Source organism: Streptomyces sp. NPDC050433, from assembly GCF_044458565.1.
Taxonomy (GTDB): Bacteria; Actinomycetota; Actinomycetes; order Streptomycetales; family Streptomycetaceae; genus Streptomyces.
In genome coordinates this window covers 61,282-75,855 of the sequence record NZ_JBITIB010000030.1, presented here as the reverse complement: position 1 = coordinate 75,855, position 14,574 = coordinate 61,282, and the positions used below count along the sequence as shown (strand labels likewise).

Here is a 14,574-nt window from a genome sequence, read left to right as displayed (position 1 = left end):
TCTCTGTCAGGCGAGTTGGGCGCTGATGGCGTTGGCGAGTGGTGCGGGGACGCCGAGACGGGTGCGCAGGGTGTCGGCGTCGATGCGGGTACCGGTGGTGGCGTGGTGGGTGTCGGCGAGCTTCCGGGCGTGATCGAGCAGCGCCGGAGGAACCGCCACAGCCGGAGCCGGGTCGGGTGCGGGCGGGAGTTCCGGGGCCGGATCGGGGACGCGGTCGACGCTGATTTCGGGCGCCGGGGTGGGCTCCGGATCAGGGACCACGGCCGGGACCGGGGCGGGCTCGGAATCGGCCGGCACGGCTTCCGGCGTGGTGGGTGCGTGGGCGAGGAGGGTGCCGCCGAGGAACGCGAGGGCGGGCCATCCGGCGACGGTGATGCGCAGCCAGTCGGGCACGTCGTTGAGGTCGAGGAGTCCGGCGGTGGCGATGTTGGCGCCGAGTGAGGCGGTCAGTGCAATGACGAACCAGACCCAGGCGGCGCGGTTGTCGGCGGTGGTGCGCATCCGGCGCCAGGCGGCGACGAGCAGGAGATCCACGCTCACCGGGTAGGCCCACGCCTTCCAACCGTCTTGTCCGGCGGCGGCGGCGAGGTCATGCAGGTGCGCGAAGGACAGGGCACCGGCGATCACGGCCTGAACCAGCACGGCGTCAAAGCGGATGGTGCGGAACATGAGGGGTCACCTCCTTTCGAGAGGAGAGAAGGGGCGGGGGTCAGGAGTCGGCGGTGCCGGTGCCGAAGCAGGTCAGGCAGATGCCGTCCTGCTGGCCGACCGGGCGACGCTTGCGGCCGACGCGGACCGTGATCGCGACCTGTCCCGTTCCCTTGCAGGGCTCGCACGGGGGCGGCGTGGCCGGTGCGGTCTTCCTCGCGGTGCCGGTGGTGGTCTTCCGTGCCATGACGAGTTCTCCGTTTCGGGTTCGGGCATGGGCGGGGTAGGGAGCTGGCGTGAGGCGGTCACGCCGACCGTGATGGGGCGGGGTGTTACTCGGTGACCGGCACCGGGGCGGCGAGCGGCGGCGTACCGGCGGGGGCCGGGGAATCGGCCAGCATGGCGGGGCGGTACGGGGCCAGGAACGGCAGGCGCGGGGTCAGGTGCGCGTACTCGCGGCAGACGTCGGCGGCTTCGGTGGCGGTCATCTCGGGGGTGCGGATGCGGGACCAGCCGCCGGAGGTGTCACCGGCCACCGCGACGCCGGGGCGGTCCGGCGGGATCAGCGTCACGGCGGCGACCGCGTCGGGTGCGATGTCGCCAAGGCCCATGTCAGCGGTCTGCTTGTCGTTGACGCGGTGGACCACCCGGCCGGTGAGCTGGGCACGGAGCATGGTCGCGCCCTTGCCTAGCTCGGAGCCGAAGCGCTGCCCGCAGACCTCCAGATAGATCCCGACCGCGCGGGCCATCTGCGCGAGCCGGACCATGCGCATCACCATGCCGTCCCGGCGTTCTTCGTCCTTCTTGGCCGAGGTGAGGAACAGCTCAGCGACCTCGTCCACCAGGACCACCAGCGGAACCGGCCGCACCTTCTTCGGCAGCTCCCACAGGTCCGAGACCTGATACTTAGCCAGCAGCTCGAACCGGTCCTCCATCTCCTTCACTAGGGCTTCGAGGAGTCCGGACGCCTCATCGGGGGTCGTGGCCAGAGCGGACAGCCGGGGCGCGAAGCGGCCCTGCTCCACACCGCGCTTGCAGTCGATCCCGATCAGCCCAACCGGCAGTTTCGCCAGCCCCGCGATCAGGTTGCGCTGGAACATCGACTTGCCCGACTGGTTCGAACCCAGCGTCAGGCCGTGCGGTGCCTTGCGGTAGTCCCGGACGAACACGGTCCCGTCCTCCCGCAGAGCCACCGGAACCACCAGCCCGTCAGAGGAGCCACGGCGTGAACGGCGCGGCATGCGTACCCGCTTGAGCACGTCGTAGCCGGTCATCCGCAGTTCCACCACACCGGGCTTGGTCTCCACCACGTTGACGGAGTGGACTCCCCACGCGTGCCGCAGGCGCTCGGAGGCGGCGGCCACGTCGGCAGGCTCCAGACCGGCGGGAAGCCGCAGCGATACCCGCAGACCGGTCGACGCACCCCGGACCCGGCGGATCTTCGGCGGAACCGGCTGAACCTCCTGGCGGGCCACCTTGCGCACCATGAATGCCCGCAGCCGCGACGGCTGGACCGTCAGACCGCACACATCCATCGTGGACCGGTAGGTCACCGTGAACCGGCCCCAGGTGACGGGGAGTCCGACCAGCGACCAGTACACCCGAGGCGCACGGCCCTTCGCGTAGCCGAGACCACCACCGACACCCGCCAGGGGCGCGGCGATCTCCAGCACGGTCGACAGCTCTGACATGATCAGGCCCCCAGCGCGGTAACCGCGACCGCACGGAAGCTGATCCCGTGCCGCGACTGCCCGTTGAACGTGTTCTCCCAGTCACGCGCCTTCAGGCCGGTCACCGCCACCGGGGTACCCGGCGCCAGACCCTCCGGGAGACCCGTCTCCGGAACCGTCACCTGGTAGAGGTTTCCCTCCCCGTCGTCCGAGATCAGCAGACCCACCGTCGACAGGCCCGCACCGGTCTCCCGGTCCATAGCCCGCTCCCCGGTCTGCTTGCTCACCAGCTTCGGAACCGGCGCCGTCGCCACGAACACCACAGCAGTCGAAACATCAATCTTGAAAGACGGCATGTGCATCTCCTGTAGAAGAGGTGATCTTCTGCACTCATGTACATGAGTGATAGTTAGAAGAGTGCAGCACTCCTGTACATGAGTCAACCCGCCGCGAGAAAAAACTTGCGGCGAGGGCTAGATCTGACGTGCCGTCAGTCTTCTGCGCGGAAGCGGTAATCGAGAACGAACTGGTCAGCGGCCATGATCGTGTCGCACACCTCAACGACGCGTCCGGACTCCACTGCCGCATTTCGCACAAGATGGATCACAGGAGACCCAGGACTCAAGGCAAGTGCGGACGACTCAGCCTTGGTAGCCAGTCGCGCCCGTACGGTCTCGGTGAACTCTGCGAGAGTGTGTCCGCGATCTTCGAGCCGAGCATAGATCCCGCCCCCGCCAGGGTTCTCGGCGAACATCTCCGGAATGTCCTTCACGACATCCCAGGGGAGATATGAGGTGGCCTCTTCGGTGGGGACGCCGTCCCGGAAGTACCGGCGCTTGCGCGCGAGGACCTGAGCGCCAACGGGCACATCCAGCCGCTTTGCGATCTCTTCTGGTGCTTCAACGGGACCGATGAACAGGACGTTCACGGAAGGCTTACCCCCGGATTGCTCCGTCTCAGCGAGGTAGGCAGCCTTGCCCGCCTTCCGATGGGACCGGCGGAAGCGGTCTGAAGACTTGCGCTGCACGGGAGGCCGGGAGCGGACGAACGAGCCTCGCCCATGGTGCGTCTCGATCAGTTGGCTCGTGCGCAGCTCCGCGACTGCCTTGCGTACGGTTCCCGAGGCCACGCCGTAGCGCTCCATAAGATCCGTTTCACTTGGCACAGGGCGTCCAGCCGCCAGAACTCCCGACCGGATCTGTGCCGCAAGGTCGTCTGCGATCTGGAGATACTTCGCCTTGCCCGAAGAGGCCACGTCACTACTCGCCATAGTCCTTCTCAGTCTCCTATTCTCATGTACATGAGTAACAGCCGCCAGGAGACCCCGTCAACGCCGCTTCACTCCGTGTCCGTAGCGGGTGTGGTGGTACGTGAAGACGGGCGCGTCCTGACGATCCAGCGAGCCGACAACGGAACGTGGGAGCCGCCGGGCGGTGTGCTCGAACTGTCGGAGGCGCCCGAAGACGGTGTACGGCGTGAGATCTACGAAGAGACCGGGATCAAAGTCCAGGTGGAGCGGCTGACTGGCGTCTACAAGAACACGACCCGGGGCGTCGTGGCACTGGTCTTCCGTTGCCACGCCGAAGGGGGCCAAGAGCAGGTCTCCGACGAGTCCACGGCCGTCGAGTGGTGGACCCCCGCAGAGGTAACTACCCGCATGCGCGAGGTCTTCGCGGTACGCGTCACCGATGCCCTACGAGACGACGCTCCTCATGTGCGTTCCCACGACGGCCGCAAGGTCATTGCCAGCGCATGAGGCATCCCGAGCTGTTACAGGTTTCTCTACCTCATCAAGCCCCACCCTGCGGGTGGGGAGGAGGGAAGACTCCGGGAGGTCCCGCGCGGGTGGGCCGTTGATTCAGGACCATCGGAGCCCGGCGCGTTGCGGACGGTCAACACGGGCCCGTGGATCGTGGGGGGCGAATCGGCCGGCACGGCACCCAGGCACCGTGGGGAAGGTCGACGGGGGAAGCCGCAGGGCGCCTTCGGCCGCTGGATCCCAGGTTGGCCGGGGCTCTTGCCCCTTCGGGCATCCGGCACGCAGGCCACGTCTTCTTGCAGAAGCCGCCGCTACGGAAGACACCCAGTCGGCCCGTACTCGGGCCGCTTGGGGCTCGGGGCTGGGCGCCGCTCCTGCCTTCGGCCCGCTCCGCCCGCCCCGGCCCCGCGCCGCGATGCGACACGAGGTATCCCGCTTCACGCTTCGCCTGTAAACCGCCGCACCGGACTCTGAGAGCGGGACCCCACCACCACACGACCCGCAGCCTGCACACCCAGGCCCACCGAACCACCCCAGGGCAGCAGGAACACACGGCCAGGCGCACACAGCAGGGGCGCGGAACCCTGCCCGGCGAGAACCCGAAGACGGCAGGGAAGCGAAGAGGGAGAGGGTGAAGGGAGGTACGGGGCGAGGGCCAGAACGGGCAGGCACAGGGCGGGGCGGTCGGCTCCACGGCTTTAGGCAGCCACCATGGGGCGAGCCTCGAAGATCGGGACCCCCATCGGGCTATTGCGGGCAGGTCCAGGGACTGCCCGATTCGCGGCAAGCGTACGGGCCCCGATCTCTCGCCCCATGGCAGCACCCGCCCAAAGCCGCTCCACCGACCTCATGCCGTGCCCCACCTGTGCCCGATCGACCGGGAACTGACGGGGAACCACGGTGGTTGACGGACAACGCTCACAGGAACGGCCCCCGACCGATTCACCTGGTCAGGGGCCGTTCATCTGCGGTGGGTGTGGGATTTGAACCCACGGTGACATCGCTGCCACGACGGTTTTCAAGACCGTTCCCTTAGGCCGCTCGGGCAACCCACCCACGCCCCGCCCACCAGCGGCGGAGCGGGTACAGCCTACCGGCTGTGGTCGGTCCCCCGTGGCGTTGGTCCGTCCCTGGTCCGTGGGCTCCAGAAACGGTCCGTGGCCGAGGCCCGACCAGGGTCCCACGCAGGGGCGCCGCGCCGCCATCCAGTAGCGGCGAGCCGGTCAGCCGCTCGCCTGGTTGCCCTCACGTCGAGCGGCCGGCAGCAAGAGATCCCGCTCGGGATGCTTCTCACCCGTCACGCTTCCGAGCACACCGAGATCGGTACGAGCGGCTTCGTGGAAGTCGTTGATGGCTCGGAAGGCGCCACGGTGAAGCTCCCGCCACTCCTCAAGGGTCCCGGAGGTCTGCCCGGTCGCCTGCCAGTCGATAGCCCGTACAGCAGCACTCAGGTCGTGAGCGGCCTCCACGACGTCATCACCGCCGAGCAACAAGATCTGCTCAAACGACCGCCCTCGCTGCCACTCAGCCTCGGCCATCTCCGCGACCATCTCCGCGTCGGGCCGCTCGCTCCGCCTGATGCCTTCCCTGTGCTCGTACAGGTGCACGGCGAGGAAGATGCCAGCCCGTACCCGGTCCACGTACCCGGCGTACGCGTCGAGCTTCCGGTCGTCCCACCGCGTCAACAGCTCACGTCGGTGTCGACTGCGCTCCATCACGTAGTTGGTCAGATGCGTCGTCAACGCACCGAGCAACACCGCGGCGACAGTGACAAGTTGCTCGCCGGTCCCCAACCCATCCCCCAGAGGCAGAGTCATCTACATCTCTAGAGGATCTTAGAAGCACGTCACTCGACCGGGCAGGCGATTACTGGCTTTGTTCACGAGAACGGGCTCTGGCACAACTTTTGTGGGGGCATCAGCAGTGGCAGTGCACCCGTACCAATGGACTGTTTCCGCCCCCGCTCTTATGGGATAGCAGGAAGCCAGTCAGTGCGGAGGCGAACCTCGGTTGGTACTGGGGAACCGACTGCCTGAAGGAGTCCGGCTGGAGCAGGGCCAGTTGTTTGGTTGAAGTGCACGTTGCCGCCAGAGAACCTCGCGGCGTCGAAGTCCACGTCGCCGCCGGAGAACCTCGCGCGATCGAAGTGCACGGCGCCGCCGGAGAAGTTCACGGCGATGAAGTGCACGTTGCCGCCGGAGAACGTCGCACCGATGAAGTGCACGTCGCTGCCGGAGAAGGTCGAGCCAAGGAAGTCCAGATTGCTGCCGGAGAACGTCGCGCGGCTGAAGCGCACGCTGCCACCGGAAAACATCGAACCGAGAAAGATCACGCGCCCGCCGGAGAACGTCGCACCGATGAAGTCCACGTGGCTGCCGGAGAACGCCGCCCCGCTGAAGTGCACGTGGCTGTCGGAGAACGTCGCGCGGCTGAAGAGCACGCTGCCGCCGGAGAACCTCGCACCGGCGAAGCTCACTTCGCCGCCGGAGAACACCGCCTCGGTAAAGTCCATGGGACCGTCGATGGTGACCCCGGTGAGATCAAGGTTGCATCCCTGCCACGAGCGGTGAGTGCCCTTGGGGATGCGGTAGTGCTCCCCGATTAGGCGCAAGATCGTGTGCCGGACCTCGCGCAGTGCGCGATACCGATCCTTCTTGTCTTGATGCGTATCGCGGCGTTCTTCGGCGGGTGAAGTCCCGTCGGGCAAGGGATCGGGCAGGTCGCCGGGGTCAGGGGTGTGGGGCAGGCGGAGATAGGCGCACAGGACGTCGATGCAGGTCTGCCGCAGGTTGTCGTCGGGGGCGTCGTCGGCGAGGCCGGCCAGTGCGTGGACGCCGCCGAGCCGGACTGCGGGTGAGTCGGAGCCCAGTTGCTCGACGGCCTGAGTGAAGCGCTCGGTGTGCAGCCGGGTGGCTTCGCGGTGGGCGCCGGCCTCATCGACGCGCTGGCGGCGGTAGGCGACGACCAGGGCGACAAGCGCGCCCGCCCCGGCGACCACCCCGAAGGAGAGTTTCACCAGATCGAAGAGCGTCTTCGCGTCGAGCTTCGCGGTCTTGTCGATCTCCTGGAAGTCCAGCAGCGCCACCAAACTGAGGAAGACGCCGCCCGCGACCAAGACCGCGACGGCGAAGGTGAGGGTCAGCGCCCGGCCGACCTTCCAAAGCCGTAACTCCCGGTCATTCGGGGCGGATCGCGGTTTTTGATTGGCTGCCATGACGATGAAGACAAGACGCGGAAGTCAGTGGTTGCAACCAGTTCGCTGAGTGCGGGGTTCGGCCTGCATGCGGGCTTCGGCGTGGACCAGAAGACGGCCGCGCGGCTTCAGCCTCCAGGGCTGTCCCCTGCGGGGGCATGGAGCCGTTTCTCAGGCACGGCAGTTGAACCGGGGGACCCATCCTCGCGGGCGCGGGGGGCAAAGGGTAGTCACGTGACTACCCTCGTCGCTCCAGGACCATCGCCGCGCATGCGGGGGATGGTCGCCGCAGCCTGACCTGGGACGTAGTTCCTCAGCGGTCTGCCAGACTCGCAGCCAGGCCCGCGCGTCGCTGTCACCAAATATGGTTCGCCTAGGGCTCGGCGGAGGGGCAATCGATGAGCAGCGGTAGAACAGACATGCTGGTCAGTCTGGGCCGTGGGTACCTCCGTCACGCCCCGTCCTGGCTGGGTATGAAGTCGATCGCTGCGGCATACCTGAACTCTCGTCTCCGGGACAGTGCTCGGCAAAGGATCGTGTATTCGCGCTTCAGGGCTCGATTCGTCGTAGACACTCAGGACCTGATCCAGCGCTACATCTACATGTTCGGTGTATGGGAGCCGCACATGACGCGGTGGCTCCGAACTCGACTGCTGCCCGGCGACACGTTCATCGACGTAGGCGCGAACATCGGGTACTACACCGTCCTCGCCTCCAGGCTCGTCGGTGGGGCCGGGCGGGTGGTGGCTGTCGAGGCTTCGCCCGACTTCCATCAGCGGCTCTTGGAGCAGGTGCGGCTTAACCGGCGGGACAACGTTCGTGCGGTCAAAGGGGCCGTCTCCGACGAGCGGAAGAACCTCACGTTCGTACTCGCCAGCTCGGCCAACATGGGCGCCAACAGCATCGTTCCGTACGACGGATCGGCAGAGTCCTCGTTCGAAGTTGAGGCGTTTCCGCTTGTTGAGTTGCTTGATCCGGTGGAGATCAGCACTGCTCGGGTGATCAAGATTGACGTCGAAGGCGCCGAGGGGTCAGTCGTGCGCGGCATGATCCCCATGCTCGACAAGCTGCGGCCCGACTGCGAGATCACCGTTGAAGTGACTCCCGACCGTATGGCCCAGCTCGGGTACTCCGCCGAGGAGTTGATGCAGACCATGCGGAAGCATGGGTTCCATGCCTACCGGCTCGTCAACGAATACACGCCGGAGAGCTACGTGGCTGCGCTGCACGGGAAGCGAGCGATCCCCGTTCGCTGGCGGGGGGCGGTTGTCGAAGAGAGTGATCTGATCTTCTCGCGCGTCGACGCCGAAGCCCTGCCCTGATACGAAACCGGCCCGGCTCCCTCAAATCGAGGAAGCCGGACCGCGCCCATCGGTACGGGCACTACGACCAGCGGATGGGGTCCCGCTTTCCGCCGGCGCACACCGGGCACGGCACCCGGTACGTACGGCGGCACGTTCGGCAGCCCCGAAACCCGCAGCAGTCCGGGCACCAGATGGCTCCGCGACCCGCGCAGCATCCGCAGTACGTCACGGCCCTCGCACCCGTCTTCGACGTCATGAGGTCGGACTCACCCGAAGGCTTCCGCCGGCAAACGCGGGTCGTCCCCCTCGTCGCCCTCCTCGTCTTCGTACGGCATCGACAGCCGGGCGCCCCTGCTCGCCGCCACCCTCAGCACGTCGCCCAGGGCCTCGGTCACCCGCGCAAGAGCGAACCGGAGTTCACGAGTGCCTACCTGCGGATCGGCCAATACCGCCTTGGCGCCACCCAGTACTTCGACGCCCCTACCCGTCTGCGCCGCCTCCACGTCGTCCGCGAGCCGGGAGAGAACTCCCCCATCGGTGTCGGAGCTGAGGAAGCACGGCTTTCCCTCAGAGGTCGTCCACGGCAGCAGGCGCAGAGCGTTCGTGTGTGCAGTCATCCAGCCGTCTCCATTTCTTCAGTCGCGGAAGCTGCGGATCGAGTGGTGAAGAGAACTTCGATGCGGTCGCCGGGCAGCACCAGGAGCGCGCCTTCAACGACACGGCCACGGGCATCGGTTGAGGTGCGCTCCACCGCGAGTACCGGTGTCCGGGTGCTGATGTTGAGCGTGTGCGCCTCATCTGCCGTCGGAAATCGGGCGATGACTCGCTCGGTGGTCGTCACCACCTCTACCCCGTCCCCCGACAGCAGTTCGCGCACACTGTCGCCCCACGGAGATCCGTCCGCCTCGGGCACGCCGAGGCTCGCCACGGCGTGCGGCACGTAGATACGGGTCAGGCTCCGCGGCGACGCGCACTGACGACTGACGAAGACGAACTCCGTCAACGGGCTGCCGACCCGCACGTCCAGGTGTGAGGCGAGACGCCCGTCAGCCTCAACCATCGTGATGTCGAGACTGACATCGCTGACGTTGTCCGTCCCCAGGTTGAGCGCCGCCTGGCCATCAGACAGACGCCTGTCACTCGCGTACGCGATCCGCTGCCCCGGCCGGCGGACGAAGTTACCGATGCCGTGCCGCTTCTCGATCAAGCCCTCACTCTGGAGAAGTTCGAGTGACATGCGCAGAGTTGGCGTACTGACGCGGTAGCGGGCGGCCAGTTCCGCCTCTGCGGGCATCCGCTCCCCCATCGGCCAGGTACCGGCCGTGATCAGGCGCCGGAGGTCGTCCGCGATCCGCTCGTAACGGTTAGCCATGTGCTTCTCCCCGGCTGGAGTTGTCAGCGGCTCCGTCTCGGGCCTGATGGCAGGAGCACTCGCACGTCTCGTAGACGAGCGGCGGAGCGACCGGCGGCCCCATCGGCACCGACTCATCGCACCCGGCGTGCGCGCCCATACGGCAGGTGAGCGAGTTGTACGGTGCCGCGACCGGACCCGATGATCGGTAGTGATTCGGCGACATCAGTTCGCCTCCGGTGCGTCGAAGTACGGGCGAATCAGCAGTGTGCGAGGCCCCGAGGCGCACCACTCCCGGACCCGTTCTTCGTGAGCCAGAAGGTACGGGCGAACAAGGGCGTGGTCCTCGGCGCGCAGCGGTTTCGCGTGTTTTGGGTACCAAAGAGGGCGCCCCACCAGCAGCGCCGGAGTTGAAGCGAAGGCTTCGTACGTGCGCGCCCCGGACCTGCGCCGATGCCGGCCTATCGACGGAGCGAGGAGAGGAGGCACTAACTGCCGTCTGGTCCATGCGGCAACGCGGCGGATATGGTCGAACACACTGATCAGCTCCCTAAAGCTGAAGGCCATGCCCTCGGACGGCGTAGACCGTCGCGGGGGCTTCCTTGCCGAAAGCGGCCCACACCCGGCGACCGTTCGCGCTGGTGACGAGCCCGAAGCAATCGGCCTCTTCCAGCGCTGCCAGCACCTCGCGCCACGTCTCGACGTCGACCACGCCCGGTAACTCCGTCTCGATGTACGTGAGGTCGGCGTGATCCGTCGTATGCGGCGCGAGCCCGGCGGCGGAGAGACGCGCAGCCACGCGGCCAGCACGAATTGCAGGTGCGGACACAAATCCTCCGTCGCCACACAGTCACTATAGGTGAAGTTGGTTAACTAGATTAGAGCTAGTGGACTAGATTTTCCATATGCGAGAGCAACCGCCCTACCTCCGGATCGCCGACGTGATCAGGCAGCGCATTGCTGACCAGGAGTGGACTCCGGGAGACCGGCTTCCGTCGCGCGCTCAACTCGCGCAGGAATGCGGCGTGGGCGAGAACGTCATTCGCCGTGCGCAGGAGCTGCTGATCTCGCTCGGAGTCCTGGAAGGGCGCGCCGGATCGGGCACGTACGTCGCGGCGCCGCGCGAGCGGCTGCGCATGGTGCGTTCGCAGTACCGCGAGCAGCGTGGCGGATCGCCCTTCCGCGCCGACATGTCGTCGCTCGGCAAGCGGGGAACGTGGGAGAGCCGTACAGAGGCGAAGGTTCCCGCTCCCGCGGACATCGCCGAACGCCTCGGTATCGCCGAGGGAGATCTCTGCGTACGGACGGCGTACGAGTTCCTGGTCGACGGCAAGCCGGCCCAGACGTCAACCAGTTGGGAGCCGTACGAGATCACGTCGGGCACCCTTGTCGTACTGCCCGAGGGCGGACCCCACGCGGGCAAGGGCGTGGTCGACCGCATGGCGGAGATCGGCATCACGGTCAGCCACGTGGTGGAGCAGCCGGAGCCGGGCCAAGCGGACGCCGAGGAGGCAACGCTGCTGGGCGTACCGCGTGGCGCACTCGTGACCCGCATCCGGCGGACGTACTACAGCGACGAGTCGCGCCCGGTGGAGACGGCGGACATCGTCGTCCCGGCCGCGAGCTGCGAAATCGTCTACGAAATTCCTCTCAACTAGTGATCCTTCGGGATCTCGCAATCTTGTGAATGAGCGTCCGACAAGGACTCCAACAAGGACTGACTCTCATTGCTGTACTATTCGAGTGGCTTGGTATCTCGTATCAACTAGAACCAAATCGGCCTTACAGACCACGCAAGAAAGTCGCCCCAGGTCAGCTCCGGGCAAGGGCCCAGCCTGGCTGCAACCAGGCTGGGCCCTCTCCTGCGGAGCGGTGGGTGAGTCTGGCCGTCTACCAATCGGCCAGACTCACCGTCCCACCTGCTCCACGAGGGCAACCATCGCCACTAGAAGGCTGAGCGCGGACAAGATCACTTGCACGCGGTCGCGGTGAAGCCACTTCCTCAGCGCCTTCTTGAACGATCGGCTCTCCATTGCCGCCCCCTCTTGTAGAACTCCCCTTGCGGGTGCGGGGAGCCTTCGGTCGGTTGACCGAGACCTCGGGGAGGAGCGCGAGCAGCGGGTAAAGCGTAGCGCGCCAACGAACCGTCAGGTGGAGAACCTGCACCCCCGGACCCCGCCATTAGTTGTCGGCACTATTAATGCGCACTCTAATTGCGGGAGATTTAGTGATTCGGGAGGCAGTTTTCTGTCTGCCCCCTCCGGAGAGGCCGTCAGACGGCCGCACAGCGCTTGAGCGCACCCATTCAAGCGCGGCCGAACTCGCGATCACGCCATCCATGTGCGTGACGCAGATCACATACCTCGCCGCTGACGGGGCAGCGCCGATGACACAACCAAACGACACCCCCAAGCTGCGTCCCAAAGTCGGACTGTCCGGCGCCTTTCCCGGTGATCAACCAGCAGGCATATGACGAGAGACGCGCATCAGGCACCAGCCGGCGTGACCGGGTACCGCCACCGCAGATACGCCAGCGCCCGCGCCCGTGCCTCCACGATCGCCATCCGTGCGTCCCGCTCCGCCGGATCGATGTGGGCGGCCTGGCCTGTCGCCTGGCCCGGCCACTTGCGGTACAAGAGGCCGACCTCGCTCGTGAACCAACCGCGACTGACGGAGTCCAGCGCGAGCAGCAGGCCCGTGTCCTCCGAGGCCGGCAGCGCCATCCAGCCGCCCAGCGCGAGCACCAGGTCGCGGCGGGCGAAGAGGGTTGCCGGGTGGACCGGGGCGCGGAAGTCGTGGGCCGACCAGTAGTCGAGTACGGCGCCGCGTTCCAACGGGCCGTTGTCCGGGTCGCCTTCGAAGCCGACCGTGGAGCCGTCCGGCATCAGGTCCAGGACGCGCGATGTCGCCCATCCGAGCGCGGCATCACCTTCGAGCGCGGCCAGGTCGCGGGCCAGCGCGCCGTCCGGCAACTGGTCGTCGGCGTCGAGGACTTTGACGTACTCGCCGTCCGCACGCGCGAGAGCCAAGGTCCGGGCAGTACCCGGACCGCCGTGGCGCCCCTGCTTGAAGACCACACGCGGATCGTCCGGGACGTGCGGCGCGACATCGTCGCTCCGGCCGTCCTCCTGGACGAGCCACTGCCACTCCCACCCCTCGGGCAACTCCTGTGCACGCAGCGACTTGTACGCCTCCGGCAAGAGGTGGGCCGAGGGGCCATGTACGGCGGTGATGACGGTGATGAGCCGACGCACGGCGCTCACCACCTTTCCAGGGGAGTGGTGAAGAGCATTTCGGTGCGGTCGCCGGGGAGCGTCACGTCGGACATCTCCACGGCGCGGCCCTCGATGTCGTACGACGTCTTGCGCAGCAGCAACACCGAGGTGCCCGGCGGAAGTTCGAGTTCTTCCGCTTCCTCCGGCGTCGGTGGACGGGCGGTGACGCGTTCTTCTATGCGGCCGAGTTCGATGCCGACCGAATGGAGCTGGCTCTGAGTGCCGCCCGGCCAGGGCTCGTTGGCCGCGTCCAGTAGATCCGGGTTGGCTTCCACCAGCGAGCGGACGAGGTAGGAGGTCACCAGGGTGAATGGGGCGTTCTCCGCGTCGTACCGCGTACGGAAGGTGCGCTCGATGAACGCGGTCCCCTCAGGCACGTCGAAGACATCCGCGAGATCCGGGCCGGCCTTGATCTCCCGATAGGCCGCGTGGAAGACGAGATCGTTCACCGTCAGGCCGGTGTCGTGCTCCGTCGAGCCCGTCTTCAGCCGCTCGCCCTCGGGGTCACGCGCCCGGTCCTTCTCCCACTGGTGCCGCTCGTTCGTGCGCAGCACGGTCGTGCGGGGCTTGCGGACGAAGTTTCCGCGGCCGTGCAGCTTCTCGATCAGCCCCTCGTCCTGGAGCAGCCGGAGCGCGTCACGGATCGTCGGCACGCTCCGCCGGTGGTCCTCCGCGAGCTTCGTCTCCGACGGCAGGCGGTCTCCGGGCCGCAGCTCACCTGCGCGGATGGACTGGCGGAGTTCGTCCGCGATTCGTTCGTACGCCTTGGCCATGAGTTCTCACCGTCCTGTCTAGCTCTGACGGCGCCAGCATACGACTCATAAAGAGGTCTTGACGACCAGAGGAGAGGTGAGTCATAGTCCCCAGTAACTCCTAAAGAGGTCTTGAGGAGAAGATCTCTTGATGAGTTACCGCTGCTTCGCGACGTCGTGAAGCAGTCCGAAGGAAGCGACTACTTCCCGAAGGGGGACCGATGCACCTCGCGCTTGGTGATGTCGTCCGGGATCGGACCGACATGGCTCTCGGCACTGTGGTCGGCGTGGCCACGCAGGCGGGTGTCAGCAGTCTCAGCCGCGTTGCCGTTCACGTCCCGGGCGGCTCGGTCCGTCTCAGCGATCCGTACGACCTGGAGATCGTGGCCCGCCACGCCAGGCCGGCGACCGCCCGCCACGGTCTGGCCGCCCTGGTCGTCCTCGCAGTCGCCGCACTCGCCGCGGTCCTCGGCTGCCTGTACGCGCGTACGGCGGGCGCCGACTGGCTGCTGATGTTCCTGGCCGGTCTGGGCGCATTCGCCGCGGTGACCGCGACGTACCACTTGGGCGTCCGTCTGACCGGCCCCAGGCGCTTCCGCGTCTGAGCACTCCTCCACCCCAT

The 14,574-nt window shown here is 67.0% G+C and carries 16 protein-coding genes and 1 tRNA gene; 4 read left to right on the top strand and 13 right to left on the bottom strand.

Features of this window, described 5'->3' with window-relative positions:
• Nucleotides 1–6: 6 nt before the first annotated feature.
• From ACIBLA_RS30120 to ACIBLA_RS30100, 5 genes are all read right to left on the bottom strand, one after another.
• Nucleotides 7–669 carry a DUF2637 domain-containing protein gene (locus ACIBLA_RS30120; protein WP_399200444.1) on the bottom strand — a complete coding sequence of 221 codons (663 nt, stop codon included), beginning with the start codon at nt 667–669 and terminating at the stop codon, nt 7–9.
• A gap of 40 nt (nt 670–709) precedes the next feature.
• The gene (locus ACIBLA_RS30115; protein WP_399200443.1) at nt 710–895 is read right to left on the bottom strand and encodes a hypothetical protein; all 186 of its coding nucleotides are present in this window, start codon (nt 893–895) and stop codon (nt 710–712) included.
• Nucleotides 896–980: 85 nt separating this feature from the next.
• Nucleotides 981–2,339, bottom strand: coding sequence for an FtsK/SpoIIIE domain-containing protein (locus tag ACIBLA_RS30110; RefSeq protein ID WP_399200442.1), 1,359 nt, complete (start codon nt 2,337–2,339; stop codon nt 981–983).
• Nucleotides 2,340–2,341: 2 nt separating this feature from the next.
• Nucleotides 2,342–2,674 carry a hypothetical protein gene (locus tag ACIBLA_RS30105; RefSeq protein ID WP_399200440.1) on the bottom strand — a complete coding sequence of 111 codons (333 nt, stop codon included), beginning with the start codon at nt 2,672–2,674 and terminating at the stop codon, nt 2,342–2,344.
• A gap of 134 nt (nt 2,675–2,808) precedes the next feature.
• Nucleotides 2,809–3,588 (bottom strand): GntR family transcriptional regulator, encoded by a 780-nt coding sequence (locus ACIBLA_RS30100; protein ID WP_399200439.1) that lies wholly within the window; start codon nt 3,586–3,588, stop codon nt 2,809–2,811.
• 30 nt (nt 3,589–3,618) lie between these two features.
• Between ACIBLA_RS30100 and ACIBLA_RS30095 the strand changes: the two genes are divergently transcribed.
• Nucleotides 3,619–4,074 (top strand): NUDIX hydrolase, encoded by a 456-nt coding sequence (locus tag ACIBLA_RS30095; protein WP_399200438.1) that lies wholly within the window; start codon nt 3,619–3,621, stop codon nt 4,072–4,074.
• Between the two features lie 971 nt (nt 4,075–5,045).
• On the opposite strand, the gene ACIBLA_RS30090 is transcribed toward ACIBLA_RS30095, so the two are convergent.
• The 3 genes from ACIBLA_RS30090 to ACIBLA_RS30080 all read right to left on the bottom strand — a co-directional run bounded on the left by ACIBLA_RS30090 (nt 5,046) and on the right by ACIBLA_RS30080 (nt 7,291).
• Nucleotides 5,046–5,132 (bottom strand) — tRNA-Ser (locus tag ACIBLA_RS30090).
• Nucleotides 5,133–5,300: 168 nt separating this feature from the next.
• On the bottom strand, nt 5,301–5,894 hold the full coding sequence (locus tag ACIBLA_RS30085; protein ID WP_399200437.1) for a hypothetical protein: 594 nt from the start codon (nt 5,892–5,894) through the stop codon (nt 5,301–5,303).
• A 149-nt stretch (nt 5,895–6,043) separates the two neighbouring features.
• Complete coding sequence (locus ACIBLA_RS30080) at nt 6,044–7,291, bottom strand: pentapeptide repeat-containing protein (protein ID WP_399200436.1); 1,248 nt, start codon at nt 7,289–7,291, stop codon at nt 6,044–6,046.
• Nucleotides 7,292–7,743: 452 nt separating this feature from the next.
• Here ACIBLA_RS30080 and ACIBLA_RS30075 point away from each other — a divergent pair, with 452 nt between their 5' ends.
• Nucleotides 7,744–8,592, top strand: coding sequence for an FkbM family methyltransferase (locus ACIBLA_RS30075; RefSeq protein WP_399200435.1), 849 nt, complete (start codon nt 7,744–7,746; stop codon nt 8,590–8,592).
• 248 nt (nt 8,593–8,840) lie between these two features.
• Here the strand turns inward: ACIBLA_RS30075 and ACIBLA_RS30070 are convergent, their stop codons facing one another.
• The 3 genes from ACIBLA_RS30070 to ACIBLA_RS30060 form a co-directional block, all read right to left on the bottom strand.
• Nucleotides 8,841–9,191, bottom strand: a complete 351-nt coding sequence (locus ACIBLA_RS30070) for a hypothetical protein (protein ID WP_399200434.1) — start codon at nt 9,189–9,191, stop codon at nt 8,841–8,843.
• Nucleotides 9,188–9,946: a GntR family transcriptional regulator gene (locus ACIBLA_RS30065; RefSeq protein ID WP_399200433.1), complete on the bottom strand. Its 759-nt coding sequence runs from the start codon at nt 9,944–9,946 to the stop codon at nt 9,188–9,190. Before ACIBLA_RS30065 ends, ACIBLA_RS30070 begins: the two co-directional genes overlap by 4 nt.
• Before the next feature lie 529 nt (nt 9,947–10,475).
• On the bottom strand, nt 10,476–10,754 hold the full coding sequence (locus ACIBLA_RS30060) for a hypothetical protein (RefSeq protein ID WP_399200432.1): 279 nt from the start codon (nt 10,752–10,754) through the stop codon (nt 10,476–10,478).
• Between the two features lie 76 nt (nt 10,755–10,830).
• On the opposite strand from ACIBLA_RS30060, the gene ACIBLA_RS30055 reads away from it, so the two are divergent.
• Nucleotides 10,831–11,583: a GntR family transcriptional regulator gene (locus ACIBLA_RS30055; RefSeq protein WP_399200431.1), complete on the top strand. Its 753-nt coding sequence runs from the start codon at nt 10,831–10,833 to the stop codon at nt 11,581–11,583.
• Between the two features lie 828 nt (nt 11,584–12,411).
• On the opposite strand, the gene ACIBLA_RS30050 is transcribed toward ACIBLA_RS30055, so the two are convergent.
• Both ACIBLA_RS30050 and ACIBLA_RS30045 read right to left on the bottom strand, forming a co-directional pair.
• On the bottom strand, nt 12,412–13,191 hold the full coding sequence (locus tag ACIBLA_RS30050) for a glycosyltransferase family 2 protein (RefSeq protein ID WP_399200430.1): 780 nt from the start codon (nt 13,189–13,191) through the stop codon (nt 12,412–12,414).
• Entirely contained in the window at nt 13,185–13,973 is a 789-nt protein-coding gene (locus ACIBLA_RS30045) for a GntR family transcriptional regulator (protein WP_399200429.1), read from the bottom strand. The genes ACIBLA_RS30050 and ACIBLA_RS30045 overlap by 7 nt, the downstream gene beginning before the upstream one ends.
• Before the next feature lie 200 nt (nt 13,974–14,173).
• On the opposite strand from ACIBLA_RS30045, the gene ACIBLA_RS30040 reads away from it, so the two are divergent.
• Nucleotides 14,174–14,557 carry a hypothetical protein gene (locus tag ACIBLA_RS30040; protein ID WP_399200428.1) on the top strand — a complete coding sequence of 128 codons (384 nt, stop codon included), beginning with the start codon at nt 14,174–14,176 and terminating at the stop codon, nt 14,555–14,557.
• The last annotated feature ends 17 nt before the right edge of the window (nt 14,558–14,574 follow it).